16 protein-coding genes are annotated in these 18845 nt (G+C 31.5%); 6 read left to right on the top strand and 10 right to left on the bottom strand.

From position 1 onward, the window contains the following. Positions 1-161 precede the first annotated feature (161 nt). Both RF683_RS04765 and RF683_RS04760 read left to right on the top strand, forming a co-directional pair. Positions 162-2075 carry a DUF294 nucleotidyltransferase-like domain-containing protein gene (locus RF683_RS04765; RefSeq protein ID WP_309533051.1) on the top strand — a complete coding sequence of 638 codons (1914 nt, stop codon included), beginning with the start codon at positions 162-164 and terminating at the stop codon, positions 2073-2075. A 3-nt stretch (positions 2076-2078) separates the two neighbouring features. After that, complete coding sequence (locus RF683_RS04760; RefSeq protein ID WP_309533050.1) at positions 2079-2666, top strand: 3'-5' exonuclease; 588 nt, start codon at positions 2079-2081, stop codon at positions 2664-2666. Positions 2667-2725: 59 nt separating this feature from the next. Here the strand turns inward: RF683_RS04760 and acs are convergent, their stop codons facing one another. The 10 genes from acs to RF683_RS04710 all read right to left on the bottom strand — a co-directional run bounded on the left by acs (position 2726) and on the right by RF683_RS04710 (position 15792). Next, positions 2726-4633, bottom strand: a complete 1908-nt coding sequence (gene acs / locus RF683_RS04755) for an acetate--CoA ligase (protein WP_309533049.1) — start codon at positions 4631-4633, stop codon at positions 2726-2728. 117 nt (positions 4634-4750) lie between these two features. Continuing rightward, the gene (locus RF683_RS04750) at positions 4751-6643 is read right to left on the bottom strand and encodes an acetate--CoA ligase (protein ID WP_309533048.1); all 1893 of its coding nucleotides are present in this window, start codon (positions 6641-6643) and stop codon (positions 4751-4753) included. A 9-nt stretch (positions 6644-6652) separates the two neighbouring features. Further along, positions 6653-7018 carry a response regulator transcription factor gene (locus RF683_RS04745; protein WP_309533047.1) on the bottom strand — a complete coding sequence of 122 codons (366 nt, stop codon included), beginning with the start codon at positions 7016-7018 and terminating at the stop codon, positions 6653-6655. Between the two features lie 24 nt (positions 7019-7042). Then, positions 7043-9730 carry a sodium:solute symporter family transporter gene (locus tag RF683_RS04740; protein ID WP_309533046.1) on the bottom strand — a complete coding sequence of 896 codons (2688 nt, stop codon included), beginning with the start codon at positions 9728-9730 and terminating at the stop codon, positions 7043-7045. Then, on the bottom strand, positions 9723-9917 hold the full coding sequence (locus tag RF683_RS04735) for a hypothetical protein (RefSeq protein ID WP_309533045.1): 195 nt from the start codon (positions 9915-9917) through the stop codon (positions 9723-9725). The genes RF683_RS04740 and RF683_RS04735 overlap by 8 nt, the downstream gene beginning before the upstream one ends. Before the next feature lie 146 nt (positions 9918-10063). Continuing rightward, complete coding sequence (locus RF683_RS04730; RefSeq protein WP_309533044.1) at positions 10064-10279, bottom strand: DUF6814 family protein; 216 nt, start codon at positions 10277-10279, stop codon at positions 10064-10066. Between the two features lie 11 nt (positions 10280-10290). After that, entirely contained in the window at positions 10291-11829 is a 1539-nt protein-coding gene (locus RF683_RS04725; protein ID WP_309533043.1) for an MFS transporter, read from the bottom strand. A 29-nt stretch (positions 11830-11858) separates the two neighbouring features. Next, entirely contained in the window at positions 11859-13115 is a 1257-nt protein-coding gene (locus tag RF683_RS04720; protein ID WP_309533042.1) for a DcaP family trimeric outer membrane transporter, read from the bottom strand. Positions 13116-13215: 100 nt separating this feature from the next. After that, positions 13216-13635, bottom strand: a complete 420-nt coding sequence (locus tag RF683_RS04715; RefSeq protein ID WP_309533041.1) for an IS1/IS1595 family N-terminal zinc-binding domain-containing protein — start codon at positions 13633-13635, stop codon at positions 13216-13218. Positions 13636-13815: 180 nt separating this feature from the next. Beyond that, complete coding sequence (locus RF683_RS04710) at positions 13816-15792, bottom strand: alpha-ketoacid dehydrogenase subunit alpha/beta (RefSeq protein WP_309533040.1); 1977 nt, start codon at positions 15790-15792, stop codon at positions 13816-13818. 186 nt (positions 15793-15978) lie between these two features. Here RF683_RS04710 and RF683_RS04705 point away from each other — a divergent pair, with 186 nt between their 5' ends. The 4 genes from RF683_RS04705 (at position 15979) to RF683_RS04690 (ending at position 18843) form a co-directional block, all read left to right on the top strand. Next, entirely contained in the window at positions 15979-16932 is a 954-nt protein-coding gene (locus RF683_RS04705; RefSeq protein WP_309533039.1) for an isopenicillin N synthase family dioxygenase, read from the top strand. A 171-nt stretch (positions 16933-17103) separates the two neighbouring features. Beyond that, entirely contained in the window at positions 17104-17502 is a 399-nt protein-coding gene (locus RF683_RS04700) for a GxxExxY protein (RefSeq protein ID WP_309533038.1), read from the top strand. A gap of 46 nt (positions 17503-17548) precedes the next feature. Next, positions 17549-17881 carry a translation initiation factor gene (locus tag RF683_RS04695; RefSeq protein ID WP_309533037.1) on the top strand — a complete coding sequence of 111 codons (333 nt, stop codon included), beginning with the start codon at positions 17549-17551 and terminating at the stop codon, positions 17879-17881. A gap of 95 nt (positions 17882-17976) precedes the next feature. Continuing rightward, a complete protein-coding gene (locus RF683_RS04690; RefSeq protein WP_309533036.1) occupies positions 17977-18843 on the top strand; it encodes a nucleoside phosphorylase in 867 nt (288 codons plus the stop codon). The last annotated feature ends 2 nt before the right edge of the window (positions 18844-18845 follow it).

Raw genomic sequence — 18845 nt, 5'->3', positions numbered from 1 at the left:
GCAAAAATAATTCAATATTTACGGATAAACAACTTATTTATTATTTCTATTATAGTTTTTTGAATTATAATATACATTATGTAAAATATAAAATTTACTTCTAGCATATATATAGTTTTTAAATTAATTGTACATTTGATGTACTATTCCACACACCTATTATGAAGAATACTTTTGCAGAAAATATTGTAGACTTTCTTAAACAGTATGAGCCTTTTAAAAATGTTGATTATGCTGATTTGTTTGAAATTGCATCACACAGCGAAATTATTTATTTAGAAAAAAATAAACGTCTTTTTAAAATAAATGACGAATTGCATGCTAATTTTTATATTGTCAATTCTGGGGTTATTCATTTGACTAAGATAATTGATGCACAAGAAACTTTAATTTCAAAATGTTATTTAGGTTCTATTTTTGGATTAAGACCTTTCTTTGCTAAAAATAATTATGCTTTAAATGCAATTGCTAACGAGGATGCTATTGTTTATGCTATTCCTATTGCACTTTTCAAACCTTTATTAACAAAATATGCTTCTGTATTAGACTATTTCTTAGAAAGTTTTTCACATCAGGCAAAATCTAAAGGAGAAAATTATCAAAATATAAAAGCAGTTTCAGAGTCCACTTCGGACACTGAAACTACTGATTTTTCCTATTTTCAAGAGTTGGAATATGACAAAGAACCTTTGTTAGTACCTACTACTGCTACTATTTCATTAGTTGCTAAGAAAATGGTAGAACTACAAAAATCTTGTGCAATAGTTACTAATAACGCACGTATTATTGGCCTAGTTACGGATGCTGATTTTAGGAAAAAAATTGCGTTTGGCCTCATTCAATTAGATGCAGATATTACACAATTAATGCAAACTAATTTTGTTATTGTAGATGCTGCTATTTCTGTTGCTGAAGCACAATTATTGTTATTAAAAAATGATGCGTCACATCTATGTGTAACAGAAGATGGTTCTGAAAATACCCGCATTAAAGGCATAATTTCAGAGCGAGATATTATTAAATCACAATCCAATAATCCTGGTGTGCTGATTGATGAAATTAGAAATGCGAAAAATTTTGATGAAATTAAATACATTCATTCAAAGTATCTTTTTGTTATTCAAAATTCATTTACAAAAAATATTCCAATTCCTCATATTGCAAATACCGCTGGCGAAATATTACATTCTATAATTCAGCAATGTATAAAATTAGCACTAGAGTCATTAGGAGCACCTCCTGCTCGCTTCGTTTGGTTAGCACTCGGAAGTCAGGCAAGGAAAGAACAACTTGTCTTAAGTGATCAAGATAATATGTTAATTTATGAAGACGTAGCTCCTGATAAACATAGAGATGTTAAGTTTTATTTTGTACAATTAGCAAAATCCGTTATTCAAAAAATGGAAACGCTAGGTTACAAACCCTGCCCAAATGAACATTTAGCTAGCAATATTAAATGGTGTAAATCACTTTCAGATTTTACCAACCTATACACCAATTGGATTAAAACACCAGGTGAAAACATGAGCGATTTTAGTGGTATTTTCTTTGATTATGAATATATTTATGGTGAAACAAAAATTAAAGATGCCTTAGAAATTGCTATTTATCAGAGTTTTAGCAATAATAAACTATTCTTTGATTATATGGGTAACCAATTATTAAAAACACCGCAACCCCTCACCTTCTTCAAAAAATTTGCTGTAGAAGAACACGGTGTTCATAAAGATTTATTTAATATTAAGCTAAAAGGTATTCAATTTTTTGTTGATGCTGCTCGTATTTTTGCGTTAAGTCATAATTTAAAAGGAGTTTCAAATACTTACTTACGTTTTAAACAAATGGCTATGATTGATGTGAAAAATAAAGAAAAATACCTTGATTTCGCTGAAAACTATATGGAATTAGTGCGACTGAGAACGAATGAAGGCGTGCTAAATGATAATGATGGAAGCTATATTAATCCTTCCAAACTAAGTAAAATAGACAAAGAGGAATTGAAAAAATCGCTTCAAGTCATTGATGAAATTATTGATTTAATAAAAGAAAAATACCAATTAACCCGATTTTCATAAGTTATGCTAACCAATTTATTTAATAAAGAATATCCTGAATTTTGGAAAAAATACAATGATTCTTTCAAAAGAAAAGCTACTAAATATGTAGTTATTAGTATGGAAACATCAGGGTTAGATACTGAAAAAGATGTTATTATGGGCATTGCCGCTACTTCTGTTGTAGGTAATAGAATTCTAATTAAAGATTCTTTTGAGCTATTCATTCAGCATGGAAAAGAAAAAACAGATGAATTAGCAAACGAGTTTATTACCGTTAGCAAATTTGATAAACTCTCAGAAGAACAAGCCCTAATTAATTTATTAGGTTATTTGGATAATGCGGTTCTTATAGGGCATCGTATAAATTTTGATATTGAAATGATAAACGAATGCTTGCATAGAATGAAACTAGGTAAACTAAAAAATGAAGCATTTGATATTGAAGCCATGTTTAATAAATGGGTTGACACGAATGATACGCCCTATTCACTTGAAGACATGAGCAAACAGTTAAAAATTTCAATAAGTGAGCGTAATTCAGTGTCTGATGATGCGTATTCTATTGCCATTTTATTTTTAAAACTGAAAGAAAAATTAGGTATTCAGTAATAAAAAAAGCCTATCTCAATGAAATAGGCTTTTTTTAACATAACCAATAAAAAATAAAACTAAATTTTTCCTTCTTTTATTTCTTCAACAATTTCAGGATTTAGTAATGTCGATATGTCGCCAAAGTTTGAATAATCCCCTTCAGCAATTTTTCTTAATATTCTTCTCATAATTTTACCAGATCGTGTTTTAGGCAAACCACTTACAAATTGTATTTTATCTAATTTTGCAATTGGTCCAACTTGATCAGAAATTAATTGATTAATTTCTTTTCTTAAATTATCATGGTTTCTGCTCTCACCACTTTCTTTTAAAATTACATAACCATATAAAGCATTTCCTTTAATATCATGTGGGAAACCTACAATAGCACTTTCTGCCACTGCTGGATGCTCATTGATAGAGTCTTCAATTGGTGCTGTACCCAAATTATGTCCAGAAACAATAATAACATCATCTACCCTTCCTGTAATTCTATAATACCCCACTTCATCTCTTAATGCACCATCTCCTGTAAAATACTTACCTGGAAAAGCGGTAAAATAAGTTTCTTTATAACGTTGATGGTCACCCCATATTGTTCTAGCAATTGACGGCCAAGGGAATTTAATACACAAACTACCCGTAACTTGATTGCCTTCTATTTCATTTCTTAGTTCGTCCATTAAAACAGGTTGAATTCCTGGCAATGGTAATGAGGCATACGTAGGCTTTGTTGGAGTAATAAACGGTAATGGAGAAATCATAATTCCACCTGTTTCCGTTTGCCACCATGTATCCACAACAGGACATCTTTTTCCTCCTACATGGTCATTATACCAATGCCATGCCTCTTCATTAATAGGCTCTCCTACAGATCCAATCACTTTTAAACTACTCAAAGGGAATTTTTGCACATAATCTAAACTTTCTTTTGCCAAAGCTCTAATGGCTGTTGGGGCTGTATAGAATTGATTTACATTATGTTTTTCAATTACTTCCCAGAAACGACTAAAATCTGGATAAGAAGGTACACCTTCAAAAATTACGGTTGTTGCACCATTTAATAAGGGTCCGTATAAAATATAAGAGTGTCCTGTAATCCAACCAATATCTGCTGTACACCAATACACGTCATTTTCTTCGTAATTAAATACATTTTTAAATGTGTAAGCTGTATAAACCATATATCCAGCAGTGGTATGTACCATTCCTTTTGGTTTACCTGTTGAACCAGAGGTATACAAAATAAATAACGGATCTTCTGCGTCCATTATTTCTGCTACATTATTATCTAAAGCCTTTTCTAATAAAGGTTGAGCCCAAATGTCTCTTCCTTCTTTCATGGCTACTTCTTCATTTGTTCGTTTAACCACAAGAACTTGTTCTACACAAGGGCATTTTTCAAGTGCTTCGTCAACAATTCCTTTTAAATTAATGGTTTTATCTCCTCTATATCCTCCATCAGAAGTAATTACCATTTTACAATCACTATCATTAATACGTGCTTCTAATGCTCCAGCGGAAAAACCAGCAAATACAACCGAGTGAATAGCGCCAATTCTAGCACAAGCTAAAACTGCAACGGCTAAATCTGGAATCATTGGAAGATAAATGCACACTCTATCTCCTTTTTTAATTCCTAATTCACGTAAAACATTAGCCATTTTTGAAACGCGAACATATAATTCATTGTAACTTATATGTTGTGCAGGCTCACCAGGATTATTAGGTTCAAAAATGATAGCCGTTTTATCTCCTCTTTTTGCTAAATGTCTATCTATACAGTTTTTTGTAATATTAACTTTTGCATTTAAAAACCACTTAAATTGTGCTTCTTGCATGTCAACTTCAAAAACTTTATCCCATTTTTGGTACCATACAAAATTTTCATCAGCAATACGATCCCAAAATTTTCTTGGTTCGCGTACCGACTTTTTATACATTTTGAAGTAATTTTCTAAATCTTTAACTTTATAATAACTCATTTTGTTAATTTTTTTTAATAGTGTAAATATAAGGAAAGAAAACATTGCTTTTTTAAAAATTGCACTAAATTGATATACATGGAAAAATGTATTACTCCTTCCGACTAACGTTTTTATTTATTTTTTAAAATATCCGTATAAGGCTAGACTATTAGAAATTTCTTCTATAATAGCCTCATCATCAATAGTTGAAGGGATTTGAAATTCCGTTTGATCAGCAATACTTCGAATAAGTTTTCTCAAAATTTTACCCGAACGTGTTTTTGGTAAACGCTGCACAATTACTACATTTCGCAAACTTGCCACAGCACCTATTTGTTCACGGACTAATTTTACAATTTCTTGTTCAAGTAGAAAGTGTTCCATCTCTATACCTGCTTTAGTTACCACAAATGCTAATGGAATTTGACCTTTCAAATCATCATTTGCTCCTACAACAGCACATTCTGCAACCGCTTGATGTGATGCTACAATTTCTTCCATTTCTGCGGTTGATAGTCTGTGACCCGCCACATTGATTACATCATCGACCCTACCCGTTATATAGATATAGCCTTCATCATCTTTATATCCACCATCACCAGAAAAATAATAGCCATCAAATTTAGTTAAATAACCCGCTTTGAAACGTTCACTATCATTCCATAAATCCATTAATGTGCCTGGTGGTAAAGGTAATTTTATCACTACGTATCCTTCTTCATTTGGACCTAATTCTTTACCGTTTTCACCAAATATTCGTATATCATATCCTGTCACAGCTTTACCTGCAGAACCTGGTTTTACAGGTAAGTATTCTACCCCCATCATATTAGCAATCATTGGCCAACCCGATTCAGTTTGCCACCAATGGTCAATAGCAGGAACAGGTATATGTTCGTTATACCATTCTAAAGTCGCTACATCACAACGTTCGCCTGCTAAAAATTGCGTTTTCAAACAAGATAAATCATATTGTTTAATAAAATCACCGTTAGGATCTTCTTTTTTAATAGCTCTAATAGCTGTAGGAGCTGTAAACATAACACGCACTTGGTGTTCAGCAATAATGCGCCAAAATGTAGAAGCATCTGGAGTTTTTATAGGTTTACCTTCAAAAACGATAGTTGTATTTCGGTTTAATAAAGGTCCATACACAATATAGCTATGTCCTACTACCCACCCCACATCGGAAGCTGCCCAAAAAACCTCACCGGGTTGAGCGCCATATATGTGTTGCATTGAAAATTTTAATGCTGTGGCATATCCTCCTGTATCGCGTACTATTCCTTTTGGTTTTCCTGTGGTTCCAGAAGTATATAAAATGTATAAAGGATGTGTTGAAGCAACAGGTACACAAGAAACTTCTTCTGACCCATAGACTAATGCATCATAATCGATGTCGTATTTTTTAAATGGTATTTTTGCGCCTAATTTTCGATTTAAAATAACAACATTTTGTGGTTTGTGATTGGCTAATTCGATAGCTTCATCAACCAATGGTTTATAGGCGATTAAACGTTCAATTTCAATTCCAGAAGATGCCGTTAGTATTACCTTTGGTTTACAATCATCTATTCGGATAGCTAATTCATGAGGTGCAAAACCACCAAAAACTACTGAATGTGTTACACCAATTCTTGCACAGGCCAACATGGCAAAGGCAGCTTGTGGAATCATAGGCATATAAATTACGGCGGTGTCTCCTTTTGTTAATCCTAAAGAAACTAATCCGCCAGCTAGTTTAGCAACTTCTGATTTAACCTCACTAAACGTATATCTTTTTATCGTTTGTGTAACAGGAGAATCATAAATGAGAGCAATTTCATCTCCAAAACCGTCTTGTATATGTTTGTCAATAGCTAAATAACAAATATTTAATTCGCCATCTTCAAACCAAACGGGATAATTATTGCTGTTTTTTGAAACAATAGTAGTTGGTCTTGAAAACCATTCTAAGGCATGAGCTTGTTCTTTCCAAAAGGTTTCAGAGTTTGAAAGACTTTGTGTATAGAGTTCGTTATAATTCATTTAAAAATATTATTTTTCAAGTAATTCATTAATTTTTTCAACTAGCTTTTTTATTGAAAAGGGTTTTGTCATATAGGCATTTGCTCCTAAACTCAATCCTTTTTCAATATCACTTTCTTTATTTTTTGCTGATAAGAAAACGATTTTAGTATGAGTTAACTTTTCATTTTTCTTAATCTGGGTTATTGTAGCATACCCATCAACATTTGGCATCATTACATCTAATATAATAGCATCAGGTGTTTCTGTTTCTAGAATATCTAATGCTTCTTGTCCATCTCTGGCAATAAATACTTTGAAGTTACTTTTCTTAAAAGTATATTCTAATGACATAATGATATTTGGTTCATCATCAACAATTAGTATCTTTTTCATATGTAAAATTTTAATAGCTAATTTCTACTCTTTTTTAGGTAACGTGAAATAAAAACAGGCGCCTCCCGATTCACAATTTTCTACCCAAATTTTTCCTTTGTGGTGTTCAATAATTTGTTTCGTAATGGCTAGTCCTAACCCACTTCCCACTGGTTTTTTTATATTTTGATTATCAGATTGATAAAATTTATCAAATATGGCTTCAAAATCTTTTTTATGTATGCCTTTGCCGTTGTCTTGGATGGAAGTTAATACAAAACCCCCTTTATCAATTACTTGCACGGTAATTAATCCATTTTCTTCAGGGCAAAATTTAATAGAATTTGAAATTAAATTAGTAATGACTTGAATGATACGATCTTCGTCATAATAAGCATAACAATCTTTTGTGTTTTCTAGATATACTGTAATGTTTTTATTTCGAATTAATTGTTGAAGCGGTTCTATGGTTTTATCTATGGTTTCATACAAATTATTTCTACTTGGATAAATGGTTTGTTTACCTGTTTCAAATTTTTCTAAATCGAGAATTTTATCTATCAATCTATTCAATCTATCTGATTCTGATATGATATTTTGAAGAAATTGTTTTTTCATTTCCTCAGGTATTTCATCATCTTCAAAAAGTATTTCACTTGCCGCTCTAATAGCTGTAATAGGAGTTCTTAATTCGTGCGTAACCGTATCTAAAAATTCGTCTTTTTGTTTGTCTTTTACTACTAGTGTTTCGTTGGCTTCTTGCAACTTACTTGTCATCTTTTTTAATTCATTTGACGTTTCAGTTAATTTTTTATTGATTAGAATATTTTCATTTGATTCTTCTAAAATTTTTAAAACTTCATTCAAAGTAACTTTTTCTTCTTGAACCACGCTTGATATTAAAATTTTTGCCGAAGCCGTACCAATATGTCCTGTTAATAAATTTTCAGCAAATTTAACCAAACGAGCATCTGCTAATTCTGCATCTGCATCTACTTTATATTTTAAATTAAAAATGGTCATTGCCCTTTTCGTACGCTCTTTTCCTAAAAACTTTACTAAAACTTCTTCAATATCACTTGTATATGCTGTTCCTTTCCACACAAAAGCACTTTCATGATTTGTACTATATTTATCAATGTCAATATACATTTCGGCATAATTACGTTCGCGATAATTGCCTTTAAAACTTACCGATACACCAAAATAAACGACAGCGTTAAATAACATACTCCAAAAAAAAGCATGTGGTACAGGTTGCAAATAATCTAAGCCAAATAATTGAAATGGTTTTAAAAACGAGCAGCCAAATAGTCCATCATTGATAAATGTATTTCCTTTAACTGAAAGACCTATGGCATAAGGAATGAGTAAGGTATATGTACAAATAATAAAGCCTATAATAATTCCCCAAATAGCACCTTGACGCGACCCTCTTCTCCAAAATATTGCACCAAAAAAAGCAGGTGCCAATTGTGCAATAATAACAAATGAAATTAAGCCAATAGAAACTAAACTATAATCAAGGGCAAAAAAACGATAAATTAAATAAGAGAGAATAATTAAAATAAAAATGCCCACTTTTCTAATGTTTATAATCTTCTGATTATTGATTGATTGATCTTCACTACTCAACTTACCAAGAAAAGTATACGGGATTAATAAGTTGTTACTTAACATTGTAGATAAGCTAATACAAGCTACAATAATCATGGAGATAGCTGCCGAAAATCCACCTAAAAAAACAAGTACAGTTAGCACTTGATTATTAAACAGTTGGGGTATAAGTAGCGAATAAGTATCTGCGTTTACATTCGTGTTTTTAAATAAAATATTACCTCCCCACGCAATAGGATAAACAAAAATATTAATTAGCAATAAATATAAAGGGAATAACCAAATAGCTGTTTTTAAATGTCGTTCTCTGTTATTTTCTACCACAGAAACTTGAAATTGTCTAGGTAATAAGAAAATGGAAAATAGGGATAAAACACATAAAAAGAACCAATTCATGCCTTCAGATAAGCCTCCAATTTTGTTTTTTTCAGCAAACTTGGGTAATAATGAGGCTTTAGTGTAGATATCATCAAACCCATCAAAAACATAATAGGTCACATATATTCCGATTAAAATGAAAAAAAATAATTTCAATACACTCTCTGTAGCTACTGCGGTAACAATTCCTTTTCGTTTTTCAGATGCATCTACATATCTAGAACCGTAGTAAGAGGCAAACATTGCCAAAGCAATAGCCACATATGTAGTGGTGTCATCGAATATATTTTTGCTTGTTTCTGTTTCAGAAACGATATGAAAAGTTTCTGAAATGGCTTTAAGTTGTAGAGCAATATAAGGCAATATTCCTATTAAACATACCACTGTTACAATAGCGCCTAAAAATCTACTATTTCCATATCGAAGCGAAATAAAATCGGCTACACTCGATATTTTATTAGCTCTTGAAATACGTATAATTTTTTTTAATATAATAATCCATGCAGGTATAACAATTACTGGCCCTAAATATATGGGTAAATAACCTAATCCAGATTTTGCTGCTACACCTATACTACCGTAATAGGTCCATGCCGTGCAATACACAGCCAAAGACAAAGAATACACATACGGATTATTAATCCATTTGATATTTGCCTTTTTTTCAGCCCAATGTGCTACATAAAACAAAAAACCTAAATAGGCTAGCAATATTAATATAAGAATAAAACTATTCATAATATCGTTTTAAGATTACATAAGACAAAATAATTGAAAACAACCAAATAGAAAGGATATATAAATAAATAACGGGCATGCCAAATACAAAACCGCCTTTGTCAAATAATAATAAGATAGGCAAATTAAACCCTATTAATAGAATAAAAGATAAAACAATCAATTTTTGCTGGTGTCTTTTTTTCATCTTTCCAAATGCTAGGTTTTAGTAAAATTAATTTCCCTAAAAATAAGTTATTTTTCCGAAACACTAAAATTGAATTTGCTAATTTATTATAGCTAAAAAAAGCCCTTACACAGTAAGGGCTTTAACTTAGATTTTATGCTAAAGAATTAATCTTCATATTCATCTGTTACAGCATAGTAGCCAAAGATTAACAATCCTGATACTACTAAAGGCAATAAGACAAAGAAAATAATAATTCCGAATACTAAATCTTCTTGTTTTCCTGAAGTTAATTTTCCTCCAAAGATATCGATACTATAGTATGCTACAGCTACAGCTAATAGAATCCATACTATTCCTAAATATTTTTTAATTGAGTTCATAATGTATAATATTATTCGTGTAACGTGTTAATTTTTCTATCAATATATATCATTCCAATTACAAATGAAACACCTGCAATAATAATTGGATACCAAAGTCCTTCTAAGTAGAATTCTGGGTTACCCGCATCTTTTGCATTTGTAACAAAATAAGTTGAAATAGCTGGCAATAATCCACCAAATATACCATTTCCTACGTGATATGGTAACGACATGGATGTATATCTAATTTTTACTGGGAACATTTCTACTAAGAACGCAGCAATTGGCCCATAAACCATAGTTACAAAAATAACTTGGATAAAGATTAAGAAAATTAAGAATGTCATATCTGATCTGTTGATTTTCTTAGTTACCTTATTTTCAATTTTATCTTTTCCTTTATCGTCAAGCATCACTTTGCCATCTTCCATGTGGATTGTTTTAATTTCTTCCACAGTTGTACCGTCCGTAAATTCTTTTGTAGTTGTGTAAATAGAGTCAATTTTAGTCCCTTCTACTTCTTTCATTGAAGGAACCATTTTAGTTTTTTCAACGATTTCAGTTTTTAAAGCTAAATCTGTAGTTTGATACATTTGTTTGTAAATAGGTCTGTATAATAATATAGCAACTAACATACCTCCCATCATAATTACTTTTCTACCTACTTTATCACTTAACCAACCAAAGAAGATAAAGAATGGCGTACCTAAAACTAAAGCAATACCTAATAAAGTATCTACTTGTGTAGCATCAATACATTGAACTGTTTTTAAGAAGTTCATAGCGTAGAATTGTCCAGTGTACCAAACTACACCTTGTCCCATTGTAGCACCAAATAAGGCTAATAAAACAAATTTTAAGTTGTATTTGTTACCAAAGCTTTCTTTTAATGGGTTTGTTGCTGTTTTTCCTTCTGCTTTTGCTTTTGCAAATTCAGGAGATTCATGCATGTTTTTTCTAATTAAAACAGATACATATACCATTAAAATTGAAACCCAAAATGGTACTCTCCAACCCCACTCATCAAAAGATTCTTTTGATAAAACTGTTTTAGTTAATAAAATTACCATTAATGAAATGAATAAACCAACAGTAGCTGTTGTTTGAATCCATGCTGTCCAATATCCTTTTTCACCTTTAGGCGCGTGTTCGGCAACGTATGTAGCAGCACCACCATATTCACCTCCAAGAGCTAATCCTTGTAATAACCTTAATACTAATACTAATAAAGGTGCTAAGAATCCAATTGTTTCATAGCTAGGAATACAGCCAATCAAGAAAGTAGCTCCACCCATTAATAGTAAAGTTACCATGAACGTATATTTACGCCCAATTAAGTCACCTAATCTTCCGAAGAATAATGCTCCGAATGGTCTCACAACGAAACCTGCAGCAAATGTTGCTAAAGTTGATAAAAATGCCGCTGTTGGATTGTCTTTTGGAAAAAATTTATCCGCTAATACCACAGCTAAACTTCCAAAAATATAGAAGTCATACCACTCGATCATTGTACCCATTGAGGATGCAGAAATTACTTTCCAAATCCCTGTTGTTTTTTTGTCGCTCATAATTTATTTAGTTTTTAGTTTATTAATAATTAAAATGAGTAAACACAAGAAACCATCGCTCTAAAATTACTCACGTCTTTTAAGTTTGTAGTTGCTTTACCATATGCATCAGCATCTCCCCAAGTTGCACTTGTTAATTCTAACTCTGGTGTAACTCTAAATTTGTTCTTTTTGAAATCAACTCTTCCAGAAACTCTCCATACATTATCAACAACTCTTGAACCCGTAGTGTTAATACCTCTTATATATGCAACAGAACCCGCTTTGTCAGAACCGTTGTTTTTTGTAGTTCCAAAGAATAAACCTGGCGCTACTGATTTACCATTACTAGCAATATCTACCCAAAATGAAGTTGTTTTTGTAGGATCATATGTTTGAATACCATTAGTTGTTGAAGCTGTAAATCCTCCTAACATTACTAAATTGTATAAATTTCCACCTGAAATTCCGTAAGCTTTAATAGAGAATTTATCATTTGCATATTTTGCATATCCAAATAAAGTAGAACTATTCACTTTTTCAGTTGTTACCAAAGTATTAGTTGCATTTTGAGTTAGAGGCTGTAATGATTTATATTCTAAACCTGCACCAAGTAAAAGATTTTTACCTTTAAATTGAAATACCCCATTTAAGCTTGGAATGGATGAGTTAATTGAAGCTGCATTTTGAGTACCAGGTCCTGTAGTTGTAAATTCTCTTTCTTTATAAGCTGTAAATGCAAATGAGAATTCTTTTGTGAAGTTTTGTTTTAATTTAACTTGAGATGCCCAACCGAAAGGGTTAAACATAATTCCAGTACTAAAGTTTGCTACTCCAGGAAATACTTCAGGAATAAAAGTTGGATACCAAGTTTGCCCCATCGTTAAAGATGTTTTAGACCAATCCATAGAAACATAAGCATGTCTTAATCGAAGTAATCCAATAGAAGATTCTGTATTTCCGAAAAAATCACCTTCTAATGTTCCGCTCATTTTAGCACCCCATACGTCTGGACCTTTTACTTTTACACCTAATCTAGAAACAACCGATAAGAAATTTGATTGCCCAACAGCATTCATATCTTTTCCATTTGCATCTAGTGCAACATCTAGAGGATATAAATTAAGGTTGTATTCTCTTACTTGAGCAGATTTTCTAGTGTCCCAAATATAATCTGTTCTGATGAAACCATAAAGGCTAACATCCCATTCTTTCGCTGCAGGAGGCGCAGCAGTTGTAGTAGTGGTTGTTTGTGCAACCCCTGTAAATGAAGCTGCTAAAAAACAGTACATTAAAATTTTTTTCATAATTTCAAATAATTGATTAGTAATTTGATTTTGTTCGACCAAATTCTAAAAAAAATAGTATGAAAAAAATTGTAATATATATTTTTGTTAACTACTATAGTTAATCTTTAAATCGTTCCCATTTAATGAGCATGAATTTATCACCTAATTCAGTAATAATCATACCTGCACCAGACAACCTTTCTTTGTTTTTTAAGAATTCCACTAACTCTAAATGGTTAAATATTTTATAGGTTGGATGGTAATTAGGGTGTGGTGGTTTTTTTATTTTAAATTCTTTCACCCAGTTACTAATAGAAACATGAGAAACACCTATAATACGTTCTATTTCTCTAAAACTTAAACCTTCAAGATATAACTGCAACGCTTTAGTAACGTAGTAATCATCTATCTTCTTTCCTAACTTGTTAACTGTGAAATAGTAATTGCAAGATTTACACAAAAATCTTTGTCTTTCTTTGATAATACCGCTTTTAACAATATTGTTGTTTTGGCATTTTGGGCAACTTAAAATATCCATATATATATAATTTGCATAAATATATTATTTTAGCAAATATATAAAAATAATATTCATATTTTTTATTTCTTTAAATTTTATTAAATTAAAAAAAAATGATGAATTATTATGAATATAGTATTTTTTTAAACATTTTAACAAATGTCTAAATTTTTCATTTCAAGTATTCGATGTATAGGATTAATAGTTTACTAACGCAAGTAATTCAGATTCAAATCGTGCTTTTGGTAAATATTGATCTTCTAATACTTTCATAAATGGTATAGCGCTTTCTAAACTCCCTACTCTTTTAACAGGTGCGTCTAAATACTCAAAACAATTTTCCATTATAGTAGCCGCAATATCGCTTGCAATACCTCCAAACAATGTATCTTCTTGCAAAATGATAACTTTATTTGTCTTTTTAACAGATGCATAAATTGCTTCCCAATCTAAAGGTTGTAAACTTCTTAAATCGAGTAAATCAGCTTTAATTGAAACGTTTTTATTAAGGACTTCAAGTGCCCAATGCACACCAGCACCAAACGAAATAACAGTGACATCATTTCCTTCTTTTAATAAACTTGCTTTCCCAAATGGAATAGTATAATAATTTGTAGGTACTTCTTGATTAATGCTTCTGTACAATTGTTTATGTTCAAAATACATAACAGGATTTGGATCATTAATCGCTGTATTTAACAAGCCTTTTGCATCATAAGGAAAAGCAGGATATACCACTTTTAGCCCGGGAGTTTTAGTAAACCAAGCCTCATTTGTTTGTGAATGAAAAGGCCCTGCTTGTGTTCCGCCACCACAAGGCATACGCACAACAACATCTGCTTGTTCACCCCAACGGTAATGTTGTTTCGCTAATAAATTAACAATTGGATTAAAACCCGTAGATACAAAGTCTGCAAATTGCATTTCTACGATTGCTTTAAATCCATTAATTGACAAACCGTTAGCAGCAGATACCACTGCGCTTTCACAAATTGGTGTATTTCTAACACGTTCTTTGCCAAATTTTTCTACAAATCCTTCTGTTATTTTAAAAGCACCTCCATATTCAGCTACATCTTGCCCCATAATAACTAAATTATCATGGCGTTGCATGGATTCTTTTAAAGCTTCAGTTATTGCGTCTATAAATCGAATTGATTTTTGATCTTCAGAAGGTTCAAAGTGTTCAAAGGTATAGGGTTTATAAACATCTCCTAATTCTTCTTCAACAGAAGCAACTAATTCAGGTTCGGCTTGGGTAATAGCCCAATTTTCGTCTATTTCTTTTTTTATCGCATTTTTTATTTCAACATCCAATTCATCAGATAGTACGTTTGTTAGCTGTAAATAGTTTTTGAAATTTTCTATTGGATCTTTTTCAGCCCATACGTCCATTAATTCTTGAGGAACATATTTTGTACCACTCGCCTCTTCATGACCGCGCATTCTAAACGTTTTAAATTCAAGTAAAATTGGTCTTGGCTTTTCTTTTAACGATACTTTTAGTTCATTGATTTTATGATATACCTCTAAAATATTATTTCCATCAACAATATGGCTTTCCATTCCATATCCTACACCTTTATCTGCTAAATTTTCACATCGATATTGTTCGTTTGTGGGAGTAGACAATCCATATCCATTATTTTCAATTACAAATAAAACAGGTAAATCCCAAACGGCAGCAATATTAAGAGCTTCATGAAAATCACCTTCAGAAGTAGCTCCTTCGCCAGTAAATACTGCTGTTACTTTTCCATTTTGTTTCAATTTATTTGCTAATGCTATTCCGTCAGCCACTCCCATTTGAGGGCCTAAATGCGAAATCATGCCAATAATTTTATATTCTTGTGTGCCAAAATGAAAACTTCTATCTCTACCCTTTGTAAAACCTGATTTTTTGCCTTGCCATTGTGAAAATAATTTATGTAGCGGAATTTCTCGCGTAGTGAACACGCCTAAATTTCTATGCATAGGCAATATATATTCATCTTGATCTAAAGCAGCAGTGATTCCCACAGCAATAGCTTCTTGACCAATTCCTGAAAACCACTTAGATACTTTACCTTGTCTTAGTAAGATGAGCATCTTTTCTTCAATTAATCTCGGCTTGATTAATTTTTTATATAAATCAATTAATTGTTCATTACTTAAATTCTTTCGCTCAAAAATCATCACAACGTATTTTAATTTTTTTCAAAATTACTAAAAAATAACATTTTGGTTAACTTTTGTTATAAAAGAGTTTAGTCGATTTTCATAATTGTTAATAACTATACCCTTTTATATTTTAAATTAATTCAATACATTTGTAAAACAAAGGTGTAACAACTTTTGTAGTTATTAACAAAATTAATTTCAATGCAAAAAATTCCAAGTGTAGACTTGCGTGATTTCCTATCGGATGATCCGATACGCAAACAAAAATTTGTAAATGAAATCGGTAAAGCTTATGAAGAAATAGGCTTTGTAGCATTAAAAGGTCATTTTTTAGATGATCAATTAGTTGAAAATTTATATGCCGAAGTGCGAAATTTTTTCAATTTACCTTTAGAAGTTAAATCCAAGTACGAAATTCCAGGAATTGGAGGTCAAAGAGGATATGTTTCTTTCGGTAAAGAGCATGCAAAAGGGCGTTCTGCGGGAGATTTAAAAGAGTTTTGGCACTTTGGCCAGTATGTAAATGACGATTCAAAATGGGCTGGAGAATATCCTGAAAATGTTGTTGTTACTGAATTACCAAGTTTCAATGACACAGGTAAAGAAGCGTACCAAATGCTTGAAAAAACAGGTGTATATGTGTTAAGAGCTTTAGCTTTATATATTGGTTTAGATGAGTTTTATTTTGACAAATACATTAAAGATGGAAATAGCATTTTAAGACCAATACACTACCCTCCTATTACAGATGAACCAAAAGATGGTGCGGTAAGAGCTGCAGCACATGGCGATATTAATTTAATTACTTTATTAATGGGCGCACAAGGTAAAGGGTTACAAGTTCAAAATCATAATGGTGATTGGATTGACGCTATGGCACAACCTGATGAATTAATGATTAACGTTGGCGATATGTTATCTCGTCATACCAATAATAAATTAAAGTCAACCATTCATCAAGTGGTAAATCCACCTAGAGAATTATGGGGAACTTCAAGATATTCGATTCCTTTCTTCATGCACCCAGTAAGCGACATGAAATTAGATTGTTTGCCAGAATGTATTGACGAAAACAATCCGAAATTATATGAAGACATTACAGCGGGTGAATTTTTAAATGAACGATTAGTTGAATTAGGATTGATAAAGAAATAATAAACAATTAAAATAAATTCCAAGTTCCAATTTGTCTGTTTTATGGATGTTTTGGAATTTGGGATTTTTATTTAAAGATTTAGATTTACAAGCCATATTAGCACGCGAATGAAACGGATTTACTTCGTAAAACGCAGATGAAAAAAGATTTAAACCATATAGAAAGAATATATGCACTTATTACATCAAGATTTAACATCGTTAATTTTAAAAACTTTTTACGAAGTTTACAACGAATTAGGTTATGGTTTCCTTGAAAAAGTTTATCAAAATGCCTTACTAATTGAGTTAAAAAATAAAGGACTTGAAGCAATTCCTAATAAGAAAATTAAAGTTTATTACAAAGGAGAAAATGTTGGCGATTATTATGCTGATATAATTGTAAATGATATAATAATATTAGAACTAAAAGCAGCCGATTATATTGTTGATGAGTTTGAAAATCAATTAATCAATTATTTAAGAGGAACTGATTGCGAAATTGGTTTATTATTGAATTTTGGAAAAAAACCTGAATTCAAAAGAAAAATATACGAAAACAAAAGAAAGAACAAAAAAAATCAGTATTAATTCGCGCTTCGCTTAAAGCGAATCCGTTTTATCCGTGAGCTAAAATATGGACTTACAAGAACAATTAAAAAAGCTTTTTCCAGATCATGAAATTTCCAATGAACCTGAACAAATAGATGAGACACCTCATGAATTATTTATTCAAAAAGAACCCATTCTTTGTAAATATGAAAAAAGAAAAGGAAAGCCTACCACTATAATTTCGGGTTATGAAGGTGAAGACGAAGATTTTAAAATTCTAGCGAAAAAAATTAAAAGTAAACTAGCCGTAGGAGGCTCTTTTAAAGATGGAGAAATCATCATTCAAGGTGATTATCGTGACAAGATTATGAAATTTTTACAAGATAAAGGCTTTAAAACAAAACGAGTAGGTGGATAAATTTGTTTCACGTTTCCCGTTCGAAGTTAATAAGCTGAAACCTGACCCGAGGCGAATCCGAACAGAGCGAAGCTAAACTTTAAACTAAAAAACAAATGATAGCAGCATCAGAATTAATAATAAATCCAGATGGTAGTGTTTACCATTTAAATTTACACCCAGAAGATATTTCGCAAAACATTATTTTCGTTGGCGATCAAGATCGTGTGGAAAAGATTACAAAACATTTTGACAGTATTGAATGTACTAAACAAAAACGTGAATTCAAAACACAAACAGGAATATACAAAGGCAAACGAATAACCGTAATTTCAACAGGTATTGGTCCAGATAATATTGACATCGTAATGAATGAACTTGATGCCTTGGTTAATGTTGATTTAGATACTAGAACCATTAAAAAAGAATTGACTTCATTGAGTATCGTTCGTATTGGCACTTCAGGATCATTGCAAGCTGATATTCCTTGTGATAGTATTGTAATGAGCCAATATGGATTAGGATTAGACAATATGCTTCGATCCTATTTAATTGATACAATTTCGGAAACCGAAATAGAAGAAGCTTTTATTCAGCAAACGAATTGGGACATGAAAAAAGGGCGACCTTATGTGATTTCAGGTAGTAAATTATTAGAAAAAAAGTTTGAAAGCAGTACTGTTTTTAAAGGATTTACAGGAACGGCTGGAGGTTTTTACGGGCCTCAAGGGCGCGTGATACGATTAGGAATTCAAGATTCAGAATTAAACAACAAAATGGATCGTTTCAATTATAATGGAATTAGAATGACAAATTTAGAAATGGAAACAGGTGCAATTTATGGTTTAGGAAAATTATTAGGACACAACTGTTTATCGTTAAATGCTATTATTGCTAATCGTGCAACTGGAACTTTTAGTGAAGATCCTTACAAAGCTGTAGATGATTTAATTGCTTACACTTTAAATAAAATAGTTGAATAAAT

The sequence above is a fragment of the Flavobacterium sp. 20NA77.7 genome (assembly GCF_031326205.1).
GTDB lineage: Bacteria > Bacteroidota > Bacteroidia > Flavobacteriales > Flavobacteriaceae > Flavobacterium > Flavobacterium nakdongensis.
The sequence above is the reverse complement of the archived record's forward strand: the minus strand, read 5'-3'. Positions and strand labels throughout refer to the sequence as shown.

Bases quoted from the DNA above. Each gene is read 5' to 3' on its own strand.
- RF683_RS04765 (WP_309533051.1), top strand. From the start codon at position 162: ATGAAGAATACTTTTGCAGAAAATATTGTAGACTTTCTTAAACAGTAT.
- RF683_RS04760 (WP_309533050.1), top strand. From the start codon at position 2,079: ATGCTAACCAATTTATTTAATAAAGAATATCCTGAATTTTGGAAAAAA.
- acs (WP_309533049.1), bottom strand. From the start codon at position 4,633: ATGAGTTATTATAAAGTTAAAGATTTAGAAAATTACTTCAAAATGTAT.
- RF683_RS04750 (WP_309533048.1), bottom strand. From the start codon at position 6,643: ATGAATTATAACGAACTCTATACACAAAGTCTTTCAAACTCTGAAACC.
- RF683_RS04745 (WP_309533047.1), bottom strand. From the start codon at position 7,018: ATGAAAAAGATACTAATTGTTGATGATGAACCAAATATCATTATGTCA.
- RF683_RS04740 (WP_309533046.1), bottom strand. From the start codon at position 9,730: ATGAATAGTTTTATTCTTATATTAATATTGCTAGCCTATTTAGGTTTT.
- RF683_RS04735 (WP_309533045.1), bottom strand. From the start codon at position 9,917: ATGAAAAAAAGACACCAGCAAAAATTGATTGTTTTATCTTTTATTCTA.
- RF683_RS04730 (WP_309533044.1), bottom strand. From the start codon at position 10,279: ATGAACTCAATTAAAAAATATTTAGGAATAGTATGGATTCTATTAGCT.
- RF683_RS04725 (WP_309533043.1), bottom strand. From the start codon at position 11,829: ATGAGCGACAAAAAAACAACAGGGATTTGGAAAGTAATTTCTGCATCC.
- RF683_RS04720 (WP_309533042.1), bottom strand. From the start codon at position 13,115: ATGAAAAAAATTTTAATGTACTGTTTTTTAGCAGCTTCATTTACAGGG.
- RF683_RS04715 (WP_309533041.1), bottom strand. From the start codon at position 13,635: ATGGATATTTTAAGTTGCCCAAAATGCCAAAACAACAATATTGTTAAA.
- RF683_RS04710 (WP_309533040.1), bottom strand. From the start codon at position 15,792: ATGATTTTTGAGCGAAAGAATTTAAGTAATGAACAATTAATTGATTTA.
- RF683_RS04705 (WP_309533039.1), top strand. From the start codon at position 15,979: ATGCAAAAAATTCCAAGTGTAGACTTGCGTGATTTCCTATCGGATGAT.
- RF683_RS04700 (WP_309533038.1), top strand. From the start codon at position 17,104: ATGCACTTATTACATCAAGATTTAACATCGTTAATTTTAAAAACTTTT.
- RF683_RS04695 (WP_309533037.1), top strand. From the start codon at position 17,549: ATGGACTTACAAGAACAATTAAAAAAGCTTTTTCCAGATCATGAAATT.
- RF683_RS04690 (WP_309533036.1), top strand. From the start codon at position 17,977: ATGATAGCAGCATCAGAATTAATAATAAATCCAGATGGTAGTGTTTAC.